This is a genomic window from Stenotrophomonas hibiscicola ATCC 19867, from assembly GCF_000382065.1.
Lineage (GTDB): Bacteria > Pseudomonadota > Gammaproteobacteria > Xanthomonadales > Xanthomonadaceae > Stenotrophomonas > Stenotrophomonas hibiscicola.
Window position 1 is genome coordinate 21384 of record NZ_KB907502.1, and the last position, 16211, is coordinate 37594.

Here is a 16211-nt window from a genome sequence, read left to right on the forward strand (position 1 = left end):
TATGCGTTCACGGGCGCGCGTGCCTGCGACAATCGGCCGCAGCCGTGCCGCCGGCTGAATGCGAGTCACCCCGAATGCGGGAGCGGGCGGTAGAATGCGCCCATGCACGACGCCGTGACCCGCCCTACGCCTCCCTCCGATGCCACCTCCTGGCCCCGCCGCCAGACCCATGCCGTGCAGATCGGCGGGGTCACCGTAGGCGGAGGCAAGCCGGTAGTGGTGCAGTCGATGACCAACACCGACACCTCCGACGTGGCTTCCAGCGTCAAGCAGGTGGCCGAGTTGTGGCGCGCGGGTTCGGAAATGGTGCGGTTGACCGTCAACACCGTGGAAGCGGCTGCGGCGATCCCGCGCATCGTCGACAAGCTGGCGATGATGGGTATCGACGTGCCGCTGATCGGTGACTTCCATTACAACGGCCACCAGCTGCTGACCGCCGAACCGGCGTGTGCCGAAGCGCTGGCAAAGTACCGCATCAACCCCGGCAACGTCGGCTTCGGCAAGAAGAAGGACCTGCAGTTCGCGCAGTTGATCGAGTTTGCGATCCGCTACAACAAGCCGGTGCGCATCGGCGCCAACTGGGGCTCGCTGGACCAGGCCCTGGCGGCGAAGCTGATGGACGAGAACAGCCTGCGCGAACAGCCCTGGGATGCCGGCCGCGTGCTGCGCGAAGCGCTGATCCGCTCGGCCCTGGATTCGGCCGAGCAGGCGGTGGAACTCGGCCTGCCGCGCGACCGCATCGTGCTGTCGGCCAAGGTCAGCGGCGTGCAGGAGCTGATCGCGGTATACCGCGACCTGGCCCAGCGCTCGGATTTCGCCCTGCACCTGGGCCTGACCGAAGCCGGTATCGGCAGCAAGGGCATCGTCGCGTCGGCGGCGGCGCTGGGGGTGCTGCTGCAGGAAGGCATCGGTGACACCATCCGCATCTCGCTGACCCCGGAACCGGGCCAGTCGCGCACGCAGGAAGTGATCGTCGCCCAGGAACTGCTGCAGACCACCGGCCAACGCGCCTTCACGCCGCTGGTCACGGCCTGCCCGGGCTGCGGCCGCACCACCTCGGAGTTCTTCCAGGAGCTGGCCAAGGTCGTGCAGAACCACGTGCGCGAGAAGATGCCGCTGTGGAAGATCCACCACCCGGGGGCGGAGAACATGACCCTGGCGGTGATGGGCTGCATCGTGAACGGGCCGGGCGAGTCGCGCCATGCCAACATCGGCATCTCGCTGCCGGGCACGGGCGAAACACCCGCAGCGCCGGTGTTTGTCGATGGCGAGAAGAAGGTGACCCTGCGCGGCGACAACATCGCCCAGGAGTTCGTCGCCCTGATCGACGACTACGTCGAACACACGTATGTCCGAAGCGCCGGATAAGCCTGCGATCCTCGCTGCACCGGAATCCGCCTCCGGTTTCCGCCACTGGATGGCGCGCAATGCCTGGCGTCTGGTCCTGCTGTTCGGCGGCGTGCTGCTGCCGCTGGCTGGCTTCGTCGCCCTGGCGGACGAGGTGCACGAGTTTGAATCGTTCCATTTCGACGCGCCGCTGCTGTGGCAGATGCATGGCCTGCACTCGCCACTGCTGGACCGCTTCTTCGTGCTCATTTCCAAACTGGGCTATGAGTGGTTCCTGATCCCGGCCGACGTGCTGATCATCGGCGTGCTGCTGGGCTACCGGCGCTGGCGCGAGGCCACCTTCGTGGCGGTCAGCTTCGTCGGCTCGGCGCTGCTGAACATGGGCAGCAAGCACTTCTTCCAGCGCCAGCGCCCCAGCCTGTGGGAATCGATCGCGCCGGAATCGACGTTCAGCTTTCCCAGCGGCCACGCGATGGGCTCGATGACCCTGGCGGTGACCCTGGTACTGCTGGCCTGGAACACCCGCTGGCGCTGGCCGGTGCTGCTGCTGGCACCGGCATTCAGCCTGCTGGTCAGCGTCTCCCGGGTCTATCTGGGGGTGCATTACCCCTCCGATATCCTGGCCGGATGGTGTGCCGCGCTGGTTTGGGTGGTAGGGTGCTATCTGGTCATGTTCAGTCACCGGCACCCTTGGCGGCATCATGGCACGCGGCCAGCGAAGGCCAGCGAAGCATCATCACAGGGGGATTGACGTGGATGCCCCGCGCGGGACGTCTACGTGATAGATCAGTTGTTTCGTTGCAGCAGGTTCTGCAAGACAGGGGGCAAGCACAACGCGCGGTACTGTGATGCGCAAGGCAGATTGCCGGGGCCGCATTCCGAACGCGCTTGCAGGGTATCGGCACCCTGCCTAGCTTGACCTGCAATGGCCGCATTCGAAGAGGTACGTGAATGACGATTCGAGTCTACCTGGTGGATGACCACGCGCTGGTCCGCACCGGGATGAAGATGATTCTGTCGGGGGAAACCGACATCGAGGTGGTGGGCGAAGCCGAGACCGGCGAAGACGCGCTGCGTGAAGTCCGCCAGCTGCTGCCGGATGTGGTGCTGTGTGACCTGCACCTGCCGGGTGTGAGCGGCATGGAAGTGACCGAGCGCATCGTGCGCAGCCACCGCAACACCCGCGTAGTGATCGTGTCGGTGCTGGAAGATGGCCCGCTGCCGAAGCGGCTGCTCGAAGCCGGCGCGGCCGGATATATCGGCAAGGGTTGTGATGCGCAGGAACTGCTGCGCGCGGTGCGTGACGTGGCAGGTGGGCGCCGCTACCTGGGCACCAGCATCGCGCAGAATCTGGCACTGTCGACGGTGGAAGGCAACGGTTCGCCGTTCGACAGCCTGTCGCCGCGCGAGCTGGAAGTGGCGTTGCTGCTGACCCAGGGCCTGCGCCAGGAAGATATCGCGCGGTGGCTGAGCCTGAGTGCGAAGACGGTGAACACGCACAAGGCGCGGCTGTTCGAGAAGATGGGGATCCACGACAACATCGCGCTGGCGCGGATGGCCAGCCAGTACGGGTTGGTGGATCCGGCGCGGCCGCTGTAACGGGTTTCGGCCAACGGCTGAGCCCCTTGCGGTGTGCGGCAGGATTCGTGGGGTTGGCCCTGCGGAGGGATTGCGCAGGGGACGCCGTGAATCCATCCCTGGAGGCTCGGTCGCGCCATCCATGGCGCTCACGCCCCTGCGCAATCCCTCCGCAGGGCCAAGGACGGTTTTCGTGCGCCGCCACCGCGGAATGAAGAAGGAAGAGCGGGAGCGGGTCGCGCTCTGGATGCTGGTCCTGTAGAGCTGAGCCATGCTCGGCTGCTTTCCATTCCGCTGGCGTGGAGCCGAGCGTGGGCTCGGCTCTACAGCTGCGTTGCGCTCAGTGGTCGCGAACGCGCTTGATGATCTTCGCGGCGTCGGCGGCGCTGGCGCGCACCTTGTCCCATTCGCCGTTGGCAATCCAGTTGCCCGGCACCATCCACGAACCGCCGATGCAGACCACGTTTTTCTGCTCGAGGTATTCGGCGGCGGTGTTTTCGGTGATGCCGCCGGTCGGGCACAGCTTCAGGTCCGCCACCGGGCCGGCCAGTCCCTTGATCATCGCCAGCCCGCCCACGGCCGTGGCCGGGAACAGCTTGCACACGCGGAAGCCGCGGGCGTAGAGCGACAGCAGCTCGGTCGGCGTGGCCGCACCCGGCACCACCGGCAGCGGCGCAGCAGCCAGTGCATCGGCCAGCGCTGGCGGCGTGCCCGGGGTCACCAGGAAGTCCGCGCCCGCATCGATCGACTGCTGCATCTGCTCCACGGTCAGCACCGTGCCTGCACCCACCACCACATCGGGCAGCTCGCGCTTGAGCATCGCCAACGCTTCCATCGCCACCGGCGTACGCAGCGTCAGCTCGATCGCCGGCAAACCACCGTCCAGCAGCGCCGCACTGACCGCCCGCGCCTGGTCCAGCGTATGAACCGTCACCACCGGCAGGATGCCCGCCGCATGCAACAGCTCCGCCGCCTTCACCTGATGTTGTTCGATACCCATGCTTTTGCCCTTGCCTTTGCTCTTCTTGATTCAGTGGCCGCAGCGCAAATGACGCGCCGGGAATTGTCCAAGGGCAGTGGAGTGCCCTGGCCGGGACCGTGAGCGGCATGGATGCCGCGATCGAGCCCCCATGGATGGGTTTACGGCGTGTCCCGGCCAGGGCGCTCTACTGCCCAAGCCGGGAAGCCTGCCGCGGCTTTTCGCTTCAGGCGTCTTTCGCCTCATGCGGCGCTGCCGCCGCCGCGGCATCATGCCCCAGCTCGTACTCCGCGTCGTACTCCCACGGCCCGCCATCGGCCGCCGCCGGACCGCACGAAATCGACATCGCTCCCTGGTCGGCCGGGCCCACCACGCGACGGTTGACCGCGAACAGATTGCGGCCCAGGTCATGCGCGGCCGGCGCAGTGTTCGGAGCCAGCGGACGCGCCGCCCATTCGGCCGGGTCCACCAGCACCTCCAGCGTGCCGGCCTCGCCGTCCAGCCGGATCATGTCGCCTTCGCGGACCTTCGCCAGCGGGCCGCCGCGCGCCGCTTCCGGCGTCACGTGGATCGCCGCCGGAATCTTGCCCGAGGCGCCGGACAGGCGACCGTCGGTGACCAGCGCCACGCGTCGGCCCTGGTTCTGCAACAGGCCCAGCAGCGGCGCCAGCGAATGCAGTTCCGGCATGCCGTTCGCACGCGGGCCCTGGTAACGCACCACCGCCACGAAATGCTCGGGCAGCAGGCCACCGGCGTGCAGCTTGTTCAGCACCTGCGGTGCATCGACCACCACGGCCGGTGCTTCGATCGTGCGGTACTTCGGCTTCACCGCCGACAGCTTGATCAGCGACTTGCCCAGGTTGCCGCGCAGCAGGCGCAGGCCACCCTGGTGTTCGAACGGATTGTCGACGCCACGCACCACCTCGTCATCGGCGCTGCGTTCCAGGCCCGGCAGATAAACCAGTTGGCCGTCGCGCAGCTGGGGTTCGCGGGCGTAGTCGGCCATGCCGCCACGGGCCACGCTGACCAGGTCGCCATGCATCAGGCCGGCCTTGATCAGCTCGCCGAACACGAACGCCGGGCCACCGGCGGCGGCGAAGCGGTTCACGTCGGCCTCGCCGTTCGGGTAGACGCGGGCCAGCAGCGGAATCAGCTGCGACAGCTCGTCGAAGTCGTCCCAGGTCAGCACGATGCCGGCCGCACGCGCCACCGCGATCCAGTGGATGGTGTGGTTGGTCGAACCGCCGGTGGCCATCAGCGCGATGACCGCGTTGATGATCGCGCGCTCGTCGATGATCCGGCCCAGCGGACGGAAGTCATCGCCCAGCGCAGTGATGTCCAGTGCACGTTCGGTCGCTTCGCGGGTAAGAGCGTCGCGCAGCGGGGTGCCCGGATTGACGAACGACGCGCCCGGCAGCTGCACGCCCATCGCTTCCAGCAGCACCTGGTTGGAGTTGGCCGTGCCGTAGAAGGTGCAGGTGCCGGCGCCGTGGTAGGAGGCCGACTCGGCTTCCAGCAGTTCTTCACGGGTGGCTTCGCCGGCGGCATAGCGCTCGCGAACTTCCGCCTTCTGCTTGTTGGGTATGCCCGGGGTCATCGGGCCGGCCGGCACGAACACCGCCGGCAGGTGGCCGAAGGCCAGTGCGCCGATCAGCAGCCCCGGCACGATCTTGTCGCAGACACCAAGGTAGACGGTGGTATCGAACATGTCGTGGCTGAGCCCGATCGCCGTCGCCTGCGCGATCACATCGCGCGAGAACAGCGACAGCTCCATGCCACCACGGCCCTGGGTGACGCCGTCGCACATCGCCGGCACACCGCCGGCCACCTGCGCGGTGGCGCCCAGCTCGCGGGCGATCTGGCGGATCTGCTCGGGATAGGTCTCGAACGGCTGGTGCGCCGACAGCATGTCGTTGTAGGCGGTGATGATGCCAAGGTTCGGTGTCACCCCACCGCGCAGGCGGCTCTTGTCGGTGCCGCCACAGGCGGCGAATCCGTGGGCGAGGTTGCCGCAGCTCAGGCGGCTGCGGAACGGGCCTTCGCGCAGGGAGGCGTCGATCGCGGCCAGATAGGCGGCGCGCGAGGCCGCGCTGCGGCGGATGACGCGCTCAGTGATGGCTTGCAGTTGCGGATGGAGGCTCATTGGCTACCGGCGTTCGTGGTGGCGAGAGGCAAGCGGCGGCGTGGCGCCGCCGCCGACATCAATCAGCCCAGTGGACGCGCAGGCGCGCGCCTTCCAGGTTGATTGCATTGAGGATCGGGTACTGCTGGGGGTCATTGCTGTCCAGTGCCTGGCGCAGTACCTGCAGCTTCTGCTTGCCGCGCAGCAGCAGCAGACGCTGGCGGCACTGGCGCAGGCCGTGCGGGGTCAGGGTGATGCGCAGCGGCCACTGGTTCGCGCCCGGGCAGCCGGTGGCATCCAGTGCCGCATAGGGCAGGGTGCTTTCCAGTGCACGGGCCAGGTCCTTCGAACCCGGGAACAGCGAGGCGGTGTGGCCATCGTTGCCCATGCCCAGTGCCACCAGGCTGGGTGGCTGGCTGTGCTGGGCCTGCAGGTTGGCGGTGTAGACGCACTCCGTCAGCGGCTTGCCGATCCGCACCAGCGGATCGAAGTGCGCACCCTCGGCACGCTTGAGCAGGTGCTCGCGCACCAGCCAGGCGTTGCTGTCGCGATCCTGCGGCGACAGCCACCGCTCATCGGCCAGGCTCACTTCCACCCGGTCCCAATGCACGTCCAGTTCGGCCAGTGCCTGGTATACCGGCGCCGGCGTGGTGCCACCGGAGAGCAGGATGCGGGCCCGGCCCACCTCATTGATGTCGTGGTTGAGGGTCTGCGCCATTTCGGCGGCCACCGCCTCGATCCAGCCATCGGCGTCGCCGTGCTGAATGAACTCGATGCGGTCGTCGTGCAAGGTGGGGCTCATGCGGCAACTCCTGGTGCGTCACGTTCGGCGTCGGCAGCATAGGCGGCAGCGCCCAGCAGTCCGGCGTGGGGATGCATCACGGCAAGCGATGGCACCCTCGCCATGATCGAAGAGAACCGCCCCTTGTGTTCGAAGCGCTGGCGGAAGCCGGAGTGCTGCAGTGAATCGAGCATCTTCGGGGTCAGGCCGCCCGTCAGGAACACGCCGTCCCAGGCGCCCTGGGTCAGTACCAGATCGCCGGCGATGGCGCCGAACACCGCGCAGAACACGTCCACGGTGCGCATTGCCTGCGGATCACCGTGCAGGGCACGCGCGGTCACGTCTACCGGCTGCAGCTGGCCGGGGTCGATGCCGGCCATCTCGCACACGGCGCGATGGATGTTGACCAGCCCGGGTCCGCAGATCAGGCGTTCGTTGGAGACGCGGCCGAACTGCTCGGAGAGGATTTCCAGGATGCGGATTTCCTCCGGTGTGCCCGGTGGGAAACTGACATGACCGCCTTCGGTTTCCAGCGGATAGCAGCGGCCGTGGCGCATGATCAGGCCACCGACGCCGAGCCCGGTACCGGGCCCGATCACCGCGTAGTTGCGCGGCTGTCCCGGCTTGCCCGGTACCCAGGCGGCGCCGCCGACCTGGACGACGTCCTCGGGCTGCAGCAGCGAAATCGCCATCGCCTGTGCGGCGAAGTCGTTGATCAGGTGCAGCTCGTCGAACCCCAGCATCGCGGCGGTGCGGCTGCGCGAGATCACCCACGGATGATTGGTGATGCGCGCCTCGTCACCGTCGACGCGGCCGGCCACTGCGAACACGCCGCGGCTGGCCGCAGCGCCGATCTGCTCCAGGTGGTGGCGCGCGGCATCACCCAGCGACGGGAATTCCGCCACCGCGTACTCGCGGATGCTCTCCTTGAGCAGCGGCGCGTCCTGCGAGGTGTCGGCCAGGGCGAAGCGGGCATTGGTGCCGCCGATGTCGGCAACCAGCACCGGCTGCGAGATGGCACTCATGCCGAGGCCCCGCTGTCCGGCGCGTCCACGCCCTGCGGCAGGAACTCGCCTGCATTGCTCGGGCCCCACTGGCCAGCAGGATACGGTTCCAGCGGCAGCTTGGCCTCCTTCCAGGCGTCGGCAACGCTGTCGATCCAGGCCCACGCTGCGCGCACTTCGTCGTCGCGCACGAACAGCGTGTGGTTGCCGTTGAAGGCATCCAGGAACAGGCGTTCGTAGGCGATGCGGCGGTGCAGGCCGGTCGGCACCGACAGTTCCAGTTCCAGCGGATGCAGTTCCAGGGCACCCCATTCCGGGCCGGCCAGGCTGCTCATCAGGCCCAGTTCGATGTTTTCCTGCGGCTGCAGCTGGAACACCAGGCGGTTCGGCGCGGCCTGCGCGCGCTGCGGGCGCTCGAACAGCCAGTGGGTGACCGGCTTCAGCGTGACCACCACGCGGGTGGTGCGCTCGGGCAGGCGCTTGCCGGTGACCAGGTGGAACGGCACGCCGCTCCAGCGCCAGTTGTCGATATGCGCGGTGACACCGGCGAAGGTTTCCACGTCGCTGCCTTCCGGCGGCTGGTAGGCCTGGGCCGGCTGGCCATTGATGGTGCCGGCGGTGTAGCGGCCACGGATGCTGTCACGCGCGGCGTGCCTGGCATCGAGCGGGCGCAGGGCGCGCAGCACCTTGACCTTCTCGTCGCGGATGCGATCGGCTTCCAGCGATGCCGGCGGTTCCATCGCCACCATGCACAGCAGCTGCAGGATGTGGCTCTGCACCATGTCCCGCAGCGCGCCGGAGCGGGCGTAATAGGCATCGCGGCCATCCACGCCTTCGCTTTCGGCCACCAGGATGTGCACCGATTCGATGTAGTTGCGGTTCCACACCGCTTCCAGCAGCGTGTTGCCGAAGCGCAGTGCGATCAGGTTCTGCACCGCGGCCTTGCCCAGGTAGTGGTCGAGGCGGAACACGCGGTCCTCGTCGATCCACTGGCCGATGGTGCTGATGATTTCCTCGGCGCTCTCGCTGTCGCTGCCGATCGGCTTCTCCAGCATCAGGCGTGCCGGCGCGGCGAGGGCGCCGCCCTTGGCCAGGCCTTCGCAGGTGGAGATGTACAGGCCCGGCGGAATGGCCAGGTAGCTGACGCACTTGCGGTGCACCAGGTCGGAGACGGCGGCGGCAACCGAGTCGACATCGCGCAGGTCCACCGAACGGTAGTCGATGCGGCGCAGCAGGGCAGCGATGTCGTCCTGCGTGGCCATCGGCATGGCCTGCTGCAGGCGCGGCCGGAGGATGTCATGGAAAGCTTCGGTGTCATGCCCGGACAGGGCCAATGCGCGGATGCGGAAGTCCTCCGGCAGCAGGCCGTCGCCAAGCAGGCGAAGCAGCGAAGGGAACAGGTAGCGCTGGGCCAGATCACCTGTGGCACCGAACAGGAAGAGGGTGTCGTGCATCGCTCGAGTTTCAGATCCGGGTGACATCGTTGTCAATCGCTTCATGGCTGGGTTCGGGGGACATCCGCGCAACTGCCTGTCCGAGGTTCGTCAGGGGCGATCTCCGGTGTTGCGGAAGATCGTTCCATTCGAAACCACTACCTCGGCGGAACCTTCGTTCAACCGCCGACGCAGATCGGTGCGCACCGATCATCGGATAGTGCCACGTGAAAACGTTTACATGGCAGAATGGGCAACTGTATTCGATTGCAGTGCTCGCCGTCATGCGGCAGGCGCGCAATCATCACTGCCATCGGGAGGGCCGAGGCAGTCCCAAAAGACAGCCCGGCTTCGGGCGGACCGGATAGGTGATATGGCAAAAGTGCAGTTGCAGGGTGTGCGCAAGGTCTATGACAACGGCCAGGTCGCGGTGAAGGACGCCACCTTCGAGGTAGCCGATGGCGAGCTGATGGTGCTGGTCGGACCATCCGGCTGTGGCAAGTCGACCCTGTTGCGGATGGTGGCCGGCCTTGAAGAGATCAGCGGTGGCACGCTGACCATTGGTGATCGCGTGGTCAACGACGTGGCGCCGAAGGATCGCGACATCGCCATGGTGTTCCAGAGCTACGCGTTGTACCCGCACATGACCGTGGCCGAGAACCTGGCCTTCGGCCTGAAGCTGCGCGGGCATGACAAGGCGACCATCGACAAGCGCATTGCCGAGGCGGCGCAGACGCTGGGCCTGACCGAGATGATGGACAAGCTGCCCAAGGCGATGTCCGGTGGCCAGCGTCAGCGCGTGGCACTGGGCCGGGCGCTGGTGCGCGAGCCGGCGGTGTTCCTGCTCGACGAGCCGCTGTCCAACCTCGACGCCAAGCTGCGTCACAGCGTGCGTACCGAGATTGCGCAGCTGCACCGGAAGCTGGGCACCACCATGATCTACGTGACGCACGACCAGGTTGAAGCGATGACCCTGGGTCAGCGCATCGTGGTGCTGAAGGACGGCATCATCCAGCAGATCGATACGCCGATGGCGCTGTACGACCGCCCGGCCAACCTGTTCGTGGCTGGTTTCCTCGGCAGCCCGGCGATGAACGTGCTGCGTGGCACGCTGCAGGGCGATGCCGGTGGCGTGACCGTGGTAGACGGCCAGTGGCGTGCACCGCTGGGCCAGGCCACGATCGATCCGGCATGGCTGCAGAAACCGATCGCGGTGGGCGTGCGCCCGGAGCACCTGCAACCGGCTGCTGCCGATGATGCGCACGCGTTCATCGCGCGCATTGAGGGCATCGAACCGGTCGGCAACGAGATCTTCGTCAACCTCAGCAGTGGCCAGCATGCGCTGACCATGCGCGTGGCACCGCAGGCGTTGCCTGCGGTGGGCGATGACATCCGCGTGGCGATCCACCCGCAGGGCCTGCATTTCTTCAACGCAGAGAGCGGCGAGCGCCTGTAGCGGGTAGCGCCGGCCGCTTGGCCGGCAACCTCAACCCTGCATGGTTGCCGGCCAGCGGCCGGCACTACCATTCCTTCACCGAAGGCGTGCGGACCAACGGTCCGCACCCACCGGGTCGGTCAGTAGATCCACGCCATGCGTGGATGAGGGCGCGTCAGATTCAGCGCGCCAATCCATCCAGCAGCGGCACGCGCTGCGCAATGGCATCACCCACCTGCAGCTCGGCGTCGCCAGCCTCCAGTGGCAGCACCGCCAGCGCCAGCTCGCCGGCCACGCTGGCGATTGTGCCGAGTGTCGCGCCGTCCTGCTGCACGCCATCGCCGGCACGTGCGGGTGCCGCGGTATGCAGCAGTTGCACCGCGCGCTTGGCCTTGCCGAGGAAATGGGTGCGGGCGACGATTTCCTGGCCGGGGTAGCAGCCCTTCTTCACGCTGTAGCCATTCAGGCGGTCCAGGCCCAGCTGCTGCGGGGTCCACACTTCGCGCTGGCTCTCTTCCAGCCGTGGCAGGCCGTAGCGCAGGTCGGCCTGGCGCCAGGCCAGGGCAAAAGCGGTCTCATCGGCTTCAGAACTGGCGGCGAACGCTTCGGCGCTGCCGATGCGCAGGGTGCGCGGCAGTGCATCGCTGCCCAGGTCCAGCTCCCAACCCTCATCTGCGGCCTGCGCAATCGCCGCGCCGCTGGCGGCCTCGGGCGCGGTGAAGGCGCCGGCAGCTGCCACATCGCTGCGCACCTGTACCTTCACCTTGCGACGGAACACGAAGCGCTGCAGTTGCGACGCAATCGCATCGGCATCGCCGTCGGCCAGCACCAGCATCACGTGATCGTCGGCCAGCCGGAGCAGCTGGAACACCGCCAGAGTGCGGCCCTTGGCACTCAGCCAGGCACTCCACTGCCAGTGCAACAGGGGCAGGGCGGTGACATCGCTGCTGAACTGGGCGTGGGCGAAGGCGGCCGCATCCGGGCCCTGCAGGCTCAGCAGCTGGTGGCCGGGCAGGCGCGGATATCCGACGAAAGCAGGGGGCAGGTTGTCAGGCACGTGAACGAGGTCTAAAATTTGTGCGTTGCGAGACCGAACATGATAGGCCAAACAACCCCCACTCCCGACGACGAATCTGAAGCCCCGCTGGTCCCTGCGGCACCCGTGCCCGTGGAGCAGGAAAAGGCAGAGGAATTCGGCGGCCGCGGCGGACTTGATCCGGTGCGGTATGGCGATTGGGAGAAAAACGGACGCTGCATCGATTTCTGATCAGCATTGAGCCAACGCGGCCGCGTGCCGCCCAGCCGAGACAACGAGCCCAGCGAATGGCGACCAGACAACGCCCACTTTCCCCGCACCTTCAGGTGTATCGCTGGCAGATTCAGATGGCCACCTCGATCCTGCATCGAGCCACCGGCATCTTTCTGTCTGTTGGTGCCCTCATCATCGCTGCCGGCCTGCTGGCCCTGATGATGGGGCCCGAGTCCTGGAACTGCTTCACCGGCCATGCCGGGGCCTGGTATGGCCGCGTGTTCCTGTTCGCGTGGACATGGTCGTTCGCCTATCACCTGTGCAATGGCATCCGCCACGTGGTGCAGGACTTTGCCATCGGCTTCAGCATCCCGGCCTTCATCCGCAGCAGCTGGCTGTCGGTCATCGGCAGCCTGGTGATCACCCTGCTGGTGTGGGCCTATGTGATGTTCGGAGGTGCCGCGTGAGCAAGTTCCGTACCCCGTTGAAGAACGTGCGCGGCCTGGGCTCGGCCAAGACCGGCACCGAGCACTTCGTGCACCAGCGCCTGACCGCCGCCGCACTGGTGGTGCTGGGCATCTGGTTCCTGGTCTTCGTGCTGGGCCTGCTCGGCTCGGACTACGCGACCGCTGCCGCCGCCGTGGCCAAGCCGTGGAACGCGGTGCCGCTGATCGGCCTGCTGATCGCCATGTTCTGGCACGCGCAGCTCGGCATGCAGGTCGTGCTGGAAGACTACATCCACGAATCGCTGCTGGCCCTGGTGCTGCAGACCGCGGTGAAGTTCGTCGCCGTGCTCGGCATGATCGTCAGTGTGTTTGCGGTGGGCCGCATCGCCCTCGGCGTTGCCTGAGCCCAGGCACCTACACAGGAATCCAGATTAGATGTCCGCTTACAAGATCACCGAACACAAGTACGACATGGTCGTGGTCGGCGCCGGCGGTGCCGGCCTGCGCGCCACGTTCGGCCTGGCCGCCAAGGGCCTGCAGACCGTGTGCCTGACCAAGGTCTTCCCGACCCGTTCGCACACCGTTGCCGCCCAGGGCGGTATTTCGGCCGCACTCGGCAACATGGGCGAGGACGACTGGCGCTACCACTTCTTCGATACCATCAAGGGGTCGGACTGGCTGGGTGACCAGGACGCCATCGAGTACATGTGCCGTGAGGCCATCCCGGCCATCATCGAACTTGAACACTACGGCGTGCCGTTCTCGCGCACCGCCGAAGGCAAGATCTACCAGCGTCCGTTCGGTGGCATGACCACCAAGTACGGCGAAGGCCCGGCGGCGCAGCGTACCTGCGCGGCGGCCGACCGTACCGGCCACGCGATGCTGCACACCCTGTACCAGCAGTCGCTGAAGCACGATGCGCGCTTCATGATCGAGTACTTCGCGCTCGACCTGATCTTCGACGACGAAGGCGCCTGCCGCGGCGTGCTGGCCCTGGACATGTCCGATGGCACGCTGCACCTGTTCCGCGCCCAGGGCGTGGTGCTGGCCACCGGCGGCTACGGCCGTGCCTACTTCAGCGCCACCTCGGCGCACACCTGCACCGGCGACGGTGGCGGCCTGGCCATGCGTGCCGGCATCGCCATGCAGGATATGGAGTTCGTGCAGTTCCACCCGACCGGCATCTACGGCGCCGGCTGCCTGATCACCGAGGGTGTCCGCGGTGAAGGCGGCATCCTGCGCAACAGCAGCGGCGAGCGCTTCATGGAGCGCTATGCACCGCACTACAAGGATCTGGCCTCGCGCGACGTGGTCAGCCGTTCGATGACCATCGAGATCCGCGAAGGCCGCGGCGTCGGCGAGCACAAGGACCACATCCTGCTCGACCTGACCCATCTCGGCCCGGGCGTGATCGACGAGAAGCTGCCGGGCATCGCCGAGAGCGCCCGCATCTTCGCCGGCGTCGACGTGCACAAGCAGCCGATCCCGGTCATTCCGACCGTGCACTACAACATGGGCGGCATCCCGACCAACTACCACGGTGAAGTGGTGCAGAAGGTCGGCGACAACGACAACGCCGTGGTGCCGGGCCTGTACGCCATCGGCGAAGCGGCCTGCGTCTCCGTGCACGGCGCCAACCGCCTGGGCTCGAACTCGCTGCTCGACCTGGTGGTGTTCGGCCGTGCGGTGGCCAACCGCTGCGCCGAGACCATCAAGCCGGGCGCCGCGCACAAGCCGCTGCCGGCCGATGCCTGCGACAAGGCGCTGGGCCTGCTGGACAAGCTGCGCCACGCCAACGGCGATACCCCGACCTCGGTCATCCGCGACCGCATGCAGCGCACCATGCAGGCCGACGCGGCGGTCTTCCGCACCAGCCAGACGCTGAAGGAAGGCTGCGAGAAGATGGACAAGATCTTCGACTCGTTCCAGGACGTGAAGGTCTCCGACCGCTCGCTGGTCTGGAACTCGGACCTGATCGAGACCTACGAGCTGAACAACCTGCTGCTCAACGCGGTGGCGACGATCAACTCGGCCGAACAGCGTAAGGAAAGCCGTGGTGCGCATGCGCACGAGGACTATCCGGACCGCGACGACGTCAACTGGCAGAAGCACACCCTGGTCAGCGTCGACGAGAAGGGCAAGTGCAGCTTCGACTACCGTCCGGTGCACATGTACACGTTGACCGACGACGTGTCCGTGGTGCCGCCGAAGCCGCGCGTGTACTGATCCGACCCCGCCTACCATGCAATCCGCGCCCACGGGCGCGGGCCGCCTGAGCCAACGAGAGCAGCCATGGCCGAGTTTTCACTCCCCAAGAATTCCAAGATCACGAAGGGCAAGCACTTCCCCGTCAAGAACGGCGGCAAGAATGTGCGCACCTTCAAGATCTACCGCTGGAGTCCGGACGACGACAGCAACCCGCGCACCGATACCTATGAGGTCGATCTGGATGCCTGTGGCCCGATGGTCCTGGACGCCCTGATCAAGATCAAGAACGAGATCGACCCGACCCTGACCTTCCGCCGCTCGTGCCGCGAAGGCATCTGTGGTTCGTGCGCGATGAACATCGACGGCACCAACACCCTGGCCTGCACCCGAGCCATCTTGGACTGCGGCAAGAAGGAAGTGCCGATCTACCCGTTGCCGCACATGAACGTGGTCAAGGATCTGGTTCCGGACCTGACCCACTTCTACGCGCAGTACGCCTCGATCAAGCCGTGGATCCGCACCCAGACCCCGGCACCGCCGGACCGCGAGCGCCTGCAGTCGCCGGAAGACCGCAAGAAGCTGGACGGCCTGTACGAGTGCATCCTGTGCGCCTGCTGCTCGACCAGCTGCCCGAGCTACTGGTGGAACGGCGAGCGTTACCTGGGTCCGGCAATCCTGCTGCAGGCCTACCGCTGGATCATCGACTCGCGCGATGAGGACACCGGTGCGCGCCTGGACGATCTGGAAGATCCGTTCAAGCTGTACCGCTGCCACACCATCATGAACTGCGCCCGCACCTGCCCGAAGGGCCTGAACCCGGCGCTGGCGATCGCCGAGATCAAGAAGCTGATGATGGAACGCCGCGCCTGATCAGGCCTGGCTGTACCTGGTAGAGCCACGCCATGCGTGGCTGCACCACCTCAGTAGAGCCACGCCATGCGTGGCTTTGCTGTATCTGGAGAAGCACGATGGAAGAAGACGTTCTGCTGAAGAAGCTGCGCTGGCGCTGCCGCCGCGGCATGCGTGAGCTGGATCAGCTGTTCGAGCGCTATCTCGACCACGAATGGCGCACTGCGCCGACCGAAGAGCGCGAGGTTTTCCTGTTCCTGCTCGACTGCGAGGACGATAAGTTGTGGCGCTGGTTCATGGGCTACGAGGCCTGTCCGCATGCGCACGCGATCCCCCTCATGCAGAAGATCCTCACCCTCAAGCCTTGAGTGGCGCCCTTCGAGGCTGCAGGCCGCCGCTCAGTTGGCGGTGCTGCTGGCCGCACCCTGGCTGTTGCGCGCCTCGGATCTACCTGCGCGGCTGCTGATGCCCGCGCTGCTGCTGGCCTGGGGCGTCGGCTTGGCCGAACTGGCCTGGCGCCAGCGCAGGCCACGCGTACAGGTGCTTCTTGCGCCGCTTCCCGAACCACTGCAGGTGGCCGGGCAGGACGTTGATAGGCCACGGCTGGTGGTGCGTGGCCCATGGCTGTTGTTGCTGTGGTGTGAGGATCGGCGCCGCCGGCGCCTGCTGTTCTGGCCCGATGTGCTCGATTCCGGGCAGCGACGTGAACTGCGACTGGCCGTGGCCGCACGGGGCGTTTCCCGTCGGCCCCGGTCAATGGCACCATAAGCTGAATTGACT

General features: G+C 66.8%; 17 protein-coding genes. 11 read left to right on the forward strand and 6 right to left on the reverse strand.

What is annotated here, in order from left to right; all coding sequences use genetic code 11:
• The first annotated feature begins 102 nt into the window (after positions 1 to 102).
• The 3 genes from ispG (at position 103) to G370_RS0114200 (ending at position 2946) form a co-directional block, all read left to right on the forward strand.
• Entirely contained in the window at positions 103 to 1368 is a 1266-nt protein-coding gene (ispG, locus tag G370_RS0114190) for a flavodoxin-dependent (E)-4-hydroxy-3-methylbut-2-enyl-diphosphate synthase (protein WP_019661189.1), read from the forward strand.
• The gene (locus tag G370_RS0114195; protein ID WP_019661190.1) at positions 1349 to 2098 is read left to right on the forward strand and encodes a phosphatase PAP2 family protein; all 750 of its coding nucleotides are present in this window, start codon (positions 1349 to 1351) and stop codon (positions 2096 to 2098) included. Before ispG ends, G370_RS0114195 begins: the two co-directional genes overlap by 20 nt.
• A gap of 200 nt (positions 2099 to 2298) precedes the next feature.
• Positions 2299 to 2946 (forward strand): response regulator, encoded by a 648-nt coding sequence (locus G370_RS0114200; protein ID WP_019661191.1) that lies wholly within the window; start codon positions 2299 to 2301, stop codon positions 2944 to 2946.
• 319 nt (positions 2947 to 3265) lie between these two features.
• Here the strand turns inward: G370_RS0114200 and eda are convergent, their stop codons facing one another.
• The 5 genes from eda to zwf all read right to left on the reverse strand — a co-directional run bounded on the left by eda (position 3266) and on the right by zwf (position 9265).
• Positions 3266 to 3925: a bifunctional 4-hydroxy-2-oxoglutarate aldolase/2-dehydro-3-deoxy-phosphogluconate aldolase gene (gene eda / locus G370_RS0114210; protein WP_019661193.1), complete on the reverse strand. Its 660-nt coding sequence runs from the start codon at positions 3923 to 3925 to the stop codon at positions 3266 to 3268.
• Between the two features lie 205 nt (positions 3926 to 4130).
• Complete coding sequence (gene edd, locus G370_RS0114215; RefSeq protein WP_019661194.1) at positions 4131 to 6047, reverse strand: phosphogluconate dehydratase; 1917 nt, start codon at positions 6045 to 6047, stop codon at positions 4131 to 4133.
• Positions 6048 to 6105: 58 nt separating this feature from the next.
• Positions 6106 to 6828 (reverse strand): 6-phosphogluconolactonase, encoded by a 723-nt coding sequence (pgl, locus tag G370_RS0114220; RefSeq protein ID WP_019661195.1) that lies wholly within the window; start codon positions 6826 to 6828, stop codon positions 6106 to 6108.
• On the reverse strand, positions 6825 to 7832 hold the full coding sequence (gene glk, locus G370_RS0114225) for a glucokinase (protein ID WP_019661196.1): 1008 nt from the start codon (positions 7830 to 7832) through the stop codon (positions 6825 to 6827). Before glk ends, pgl begins: the two co-directional genes overlap by 4 nt.
• The gene (gene zwf, locus G370_RS0114230; RefSeq protein WP_019661197.1) at positions 7829 to 9265 is read right to left on the reverse strand and encodes a glucose-6-phosphate dehydrogenase; all 1437 of its coding nucleotides are present in this window, start codon (positions 9263 to 9265) and stop codon (positions 7829 to 7831) included. The genes glk and zwf overlap by 4 nt, the downstream gene beginning before the upstream one ends.
• A 352-nt stretch (positions 9266 to 9617) precedes the next feature.
• Here zwf and G370_RS0114235 point away from each other — a divergent pair, with 352 nt between their 5' ends.
• Entirely contained in the window at positions 9618 to 10700 is a 1083-nt protein-coding gene (locus G370_RS0114235) for an ABC transporter ATP-binding protein (protein WP_019661198.1), read from the forward strand.
• A 160-nt stretch (positions 10701 to 10860) separates the two neighbouring features.
• On the opposite strand, the gene ygfZ is transcribed toward G370_RS0114235, so the two are convergent.
• Positions 10861 to 11736: a CAF17-like 4Fe-4S cluster assembly/insertion protein YgfZ gene (ygfZ, locus tag G370_RS0114240; RefSeq protein WP_019661199.1), complete on the reverse strand. Its 876-nt coding sequence runs from the start codon at positions 11734 to 11736 to the stop codon at positions 10861 to 10863.
• A gap of 39 nt (positions 11737 to 11775) precedes the next feature.
• Here ygfZ and G370_RS1000000121395 point away from each other — a divergent pair, with 39 nt between their 5' ends.
• The 7 genes from G370_RS1000000121395 (at position 11776) to G370_RS0114270 (ending at position 16199) form a co-directional block, all read left to right on the forward strand.
• Positions 11776 to 11946, forward strand: coding sequence for a DUF1674 domain-containing protein (locus G370_RS1000000121395; protein WP_005409075.1), 171 nt, complete (start codon positions 11776 to 11778; stop codon positions 11944 to 11946).
• 56 nt (positions 11947 to 12002) lie between these two features.
• Positions 12003 to 12395 (forward strand): succinate dehydrogenase, cytochrome b556 subunit, encoded by a 393-nt coding sequence (sdhC, locus tag G370_RS0114245; RefSeq protein WP_005416132.1) that lies wholly within the window; start codon positions 12003 to 12005, stop codon positions 12393 to 12395.
• Positions 12392 to 12778: a succinate dehydrogenase, hydrophobic membrane anchor protein gene (sdhD, locus tag G370_RS0114250; protein WP_005409077.1), complete on the forward strand. Its 387-nt coding sequence runs from the start codon at positions 12392 to 12394 to the stop codon at positions 12776 to 12778. Before sdhC ends, sdhD begins: the two co-directional genes overlap by 4 nt.
• 31 nt (positions 12779 to 12809) lie before the next feature.
• Complete coding sequence (gene sdhA, locus G370_RS0114255; RefSeq protein WP_014036803.1) at positions 12810 to 14600, forward strand: succinate dehydrogenase flavoprotein subunit; 1791 nt, start codon at positions 12810 to 12812, stop codon at positions 14598 to 14600.
• 66 nt (positions 14601 to 14666) lie between these two features.
• The gene (locus tag G370_RS0114260; RefSeq protein ID WP_019661200.1) at positions 14667 to 15452 is read left to right on the forward strand and encodes a succinate dehydrogenase iron-sulfur subunit; all 786 of its coding nucleotides are present in this window, start codon (positions 14667 to 14669) and stop codon (positions 15450 to 15452) included.
• A 98-nt stretch (positions 15453 to 15550) separates the two neighbouring features.
• Positions 15551 to 15799 (forward strand): FAD assembly factor SdhE, encoded by a 249-nt coding sequence (locus G370_RS0114265; RefSeq protein WP_019661201.1) that lies wholly within the window; start codon positions 15551 to 15553, stop codon positions 15797 to 15799.
• Positions 15750 to 16199 (forward strand): hypothetical protein, encoded by a 450-nt coding sequence (locus G370_RS0114270; RefSeq protein ID WP_019661202.1) that lies wholly within the window; start codon positions 15750 to 15752, stop codon positions 16197 to 16199. Before G370_RS0114265 ends, G370_RS0114270 begins: the two co-directional genes overlap by 50 nt.
• Positions 16200 to 16211 lie beyond the last annotated feature (12 nt).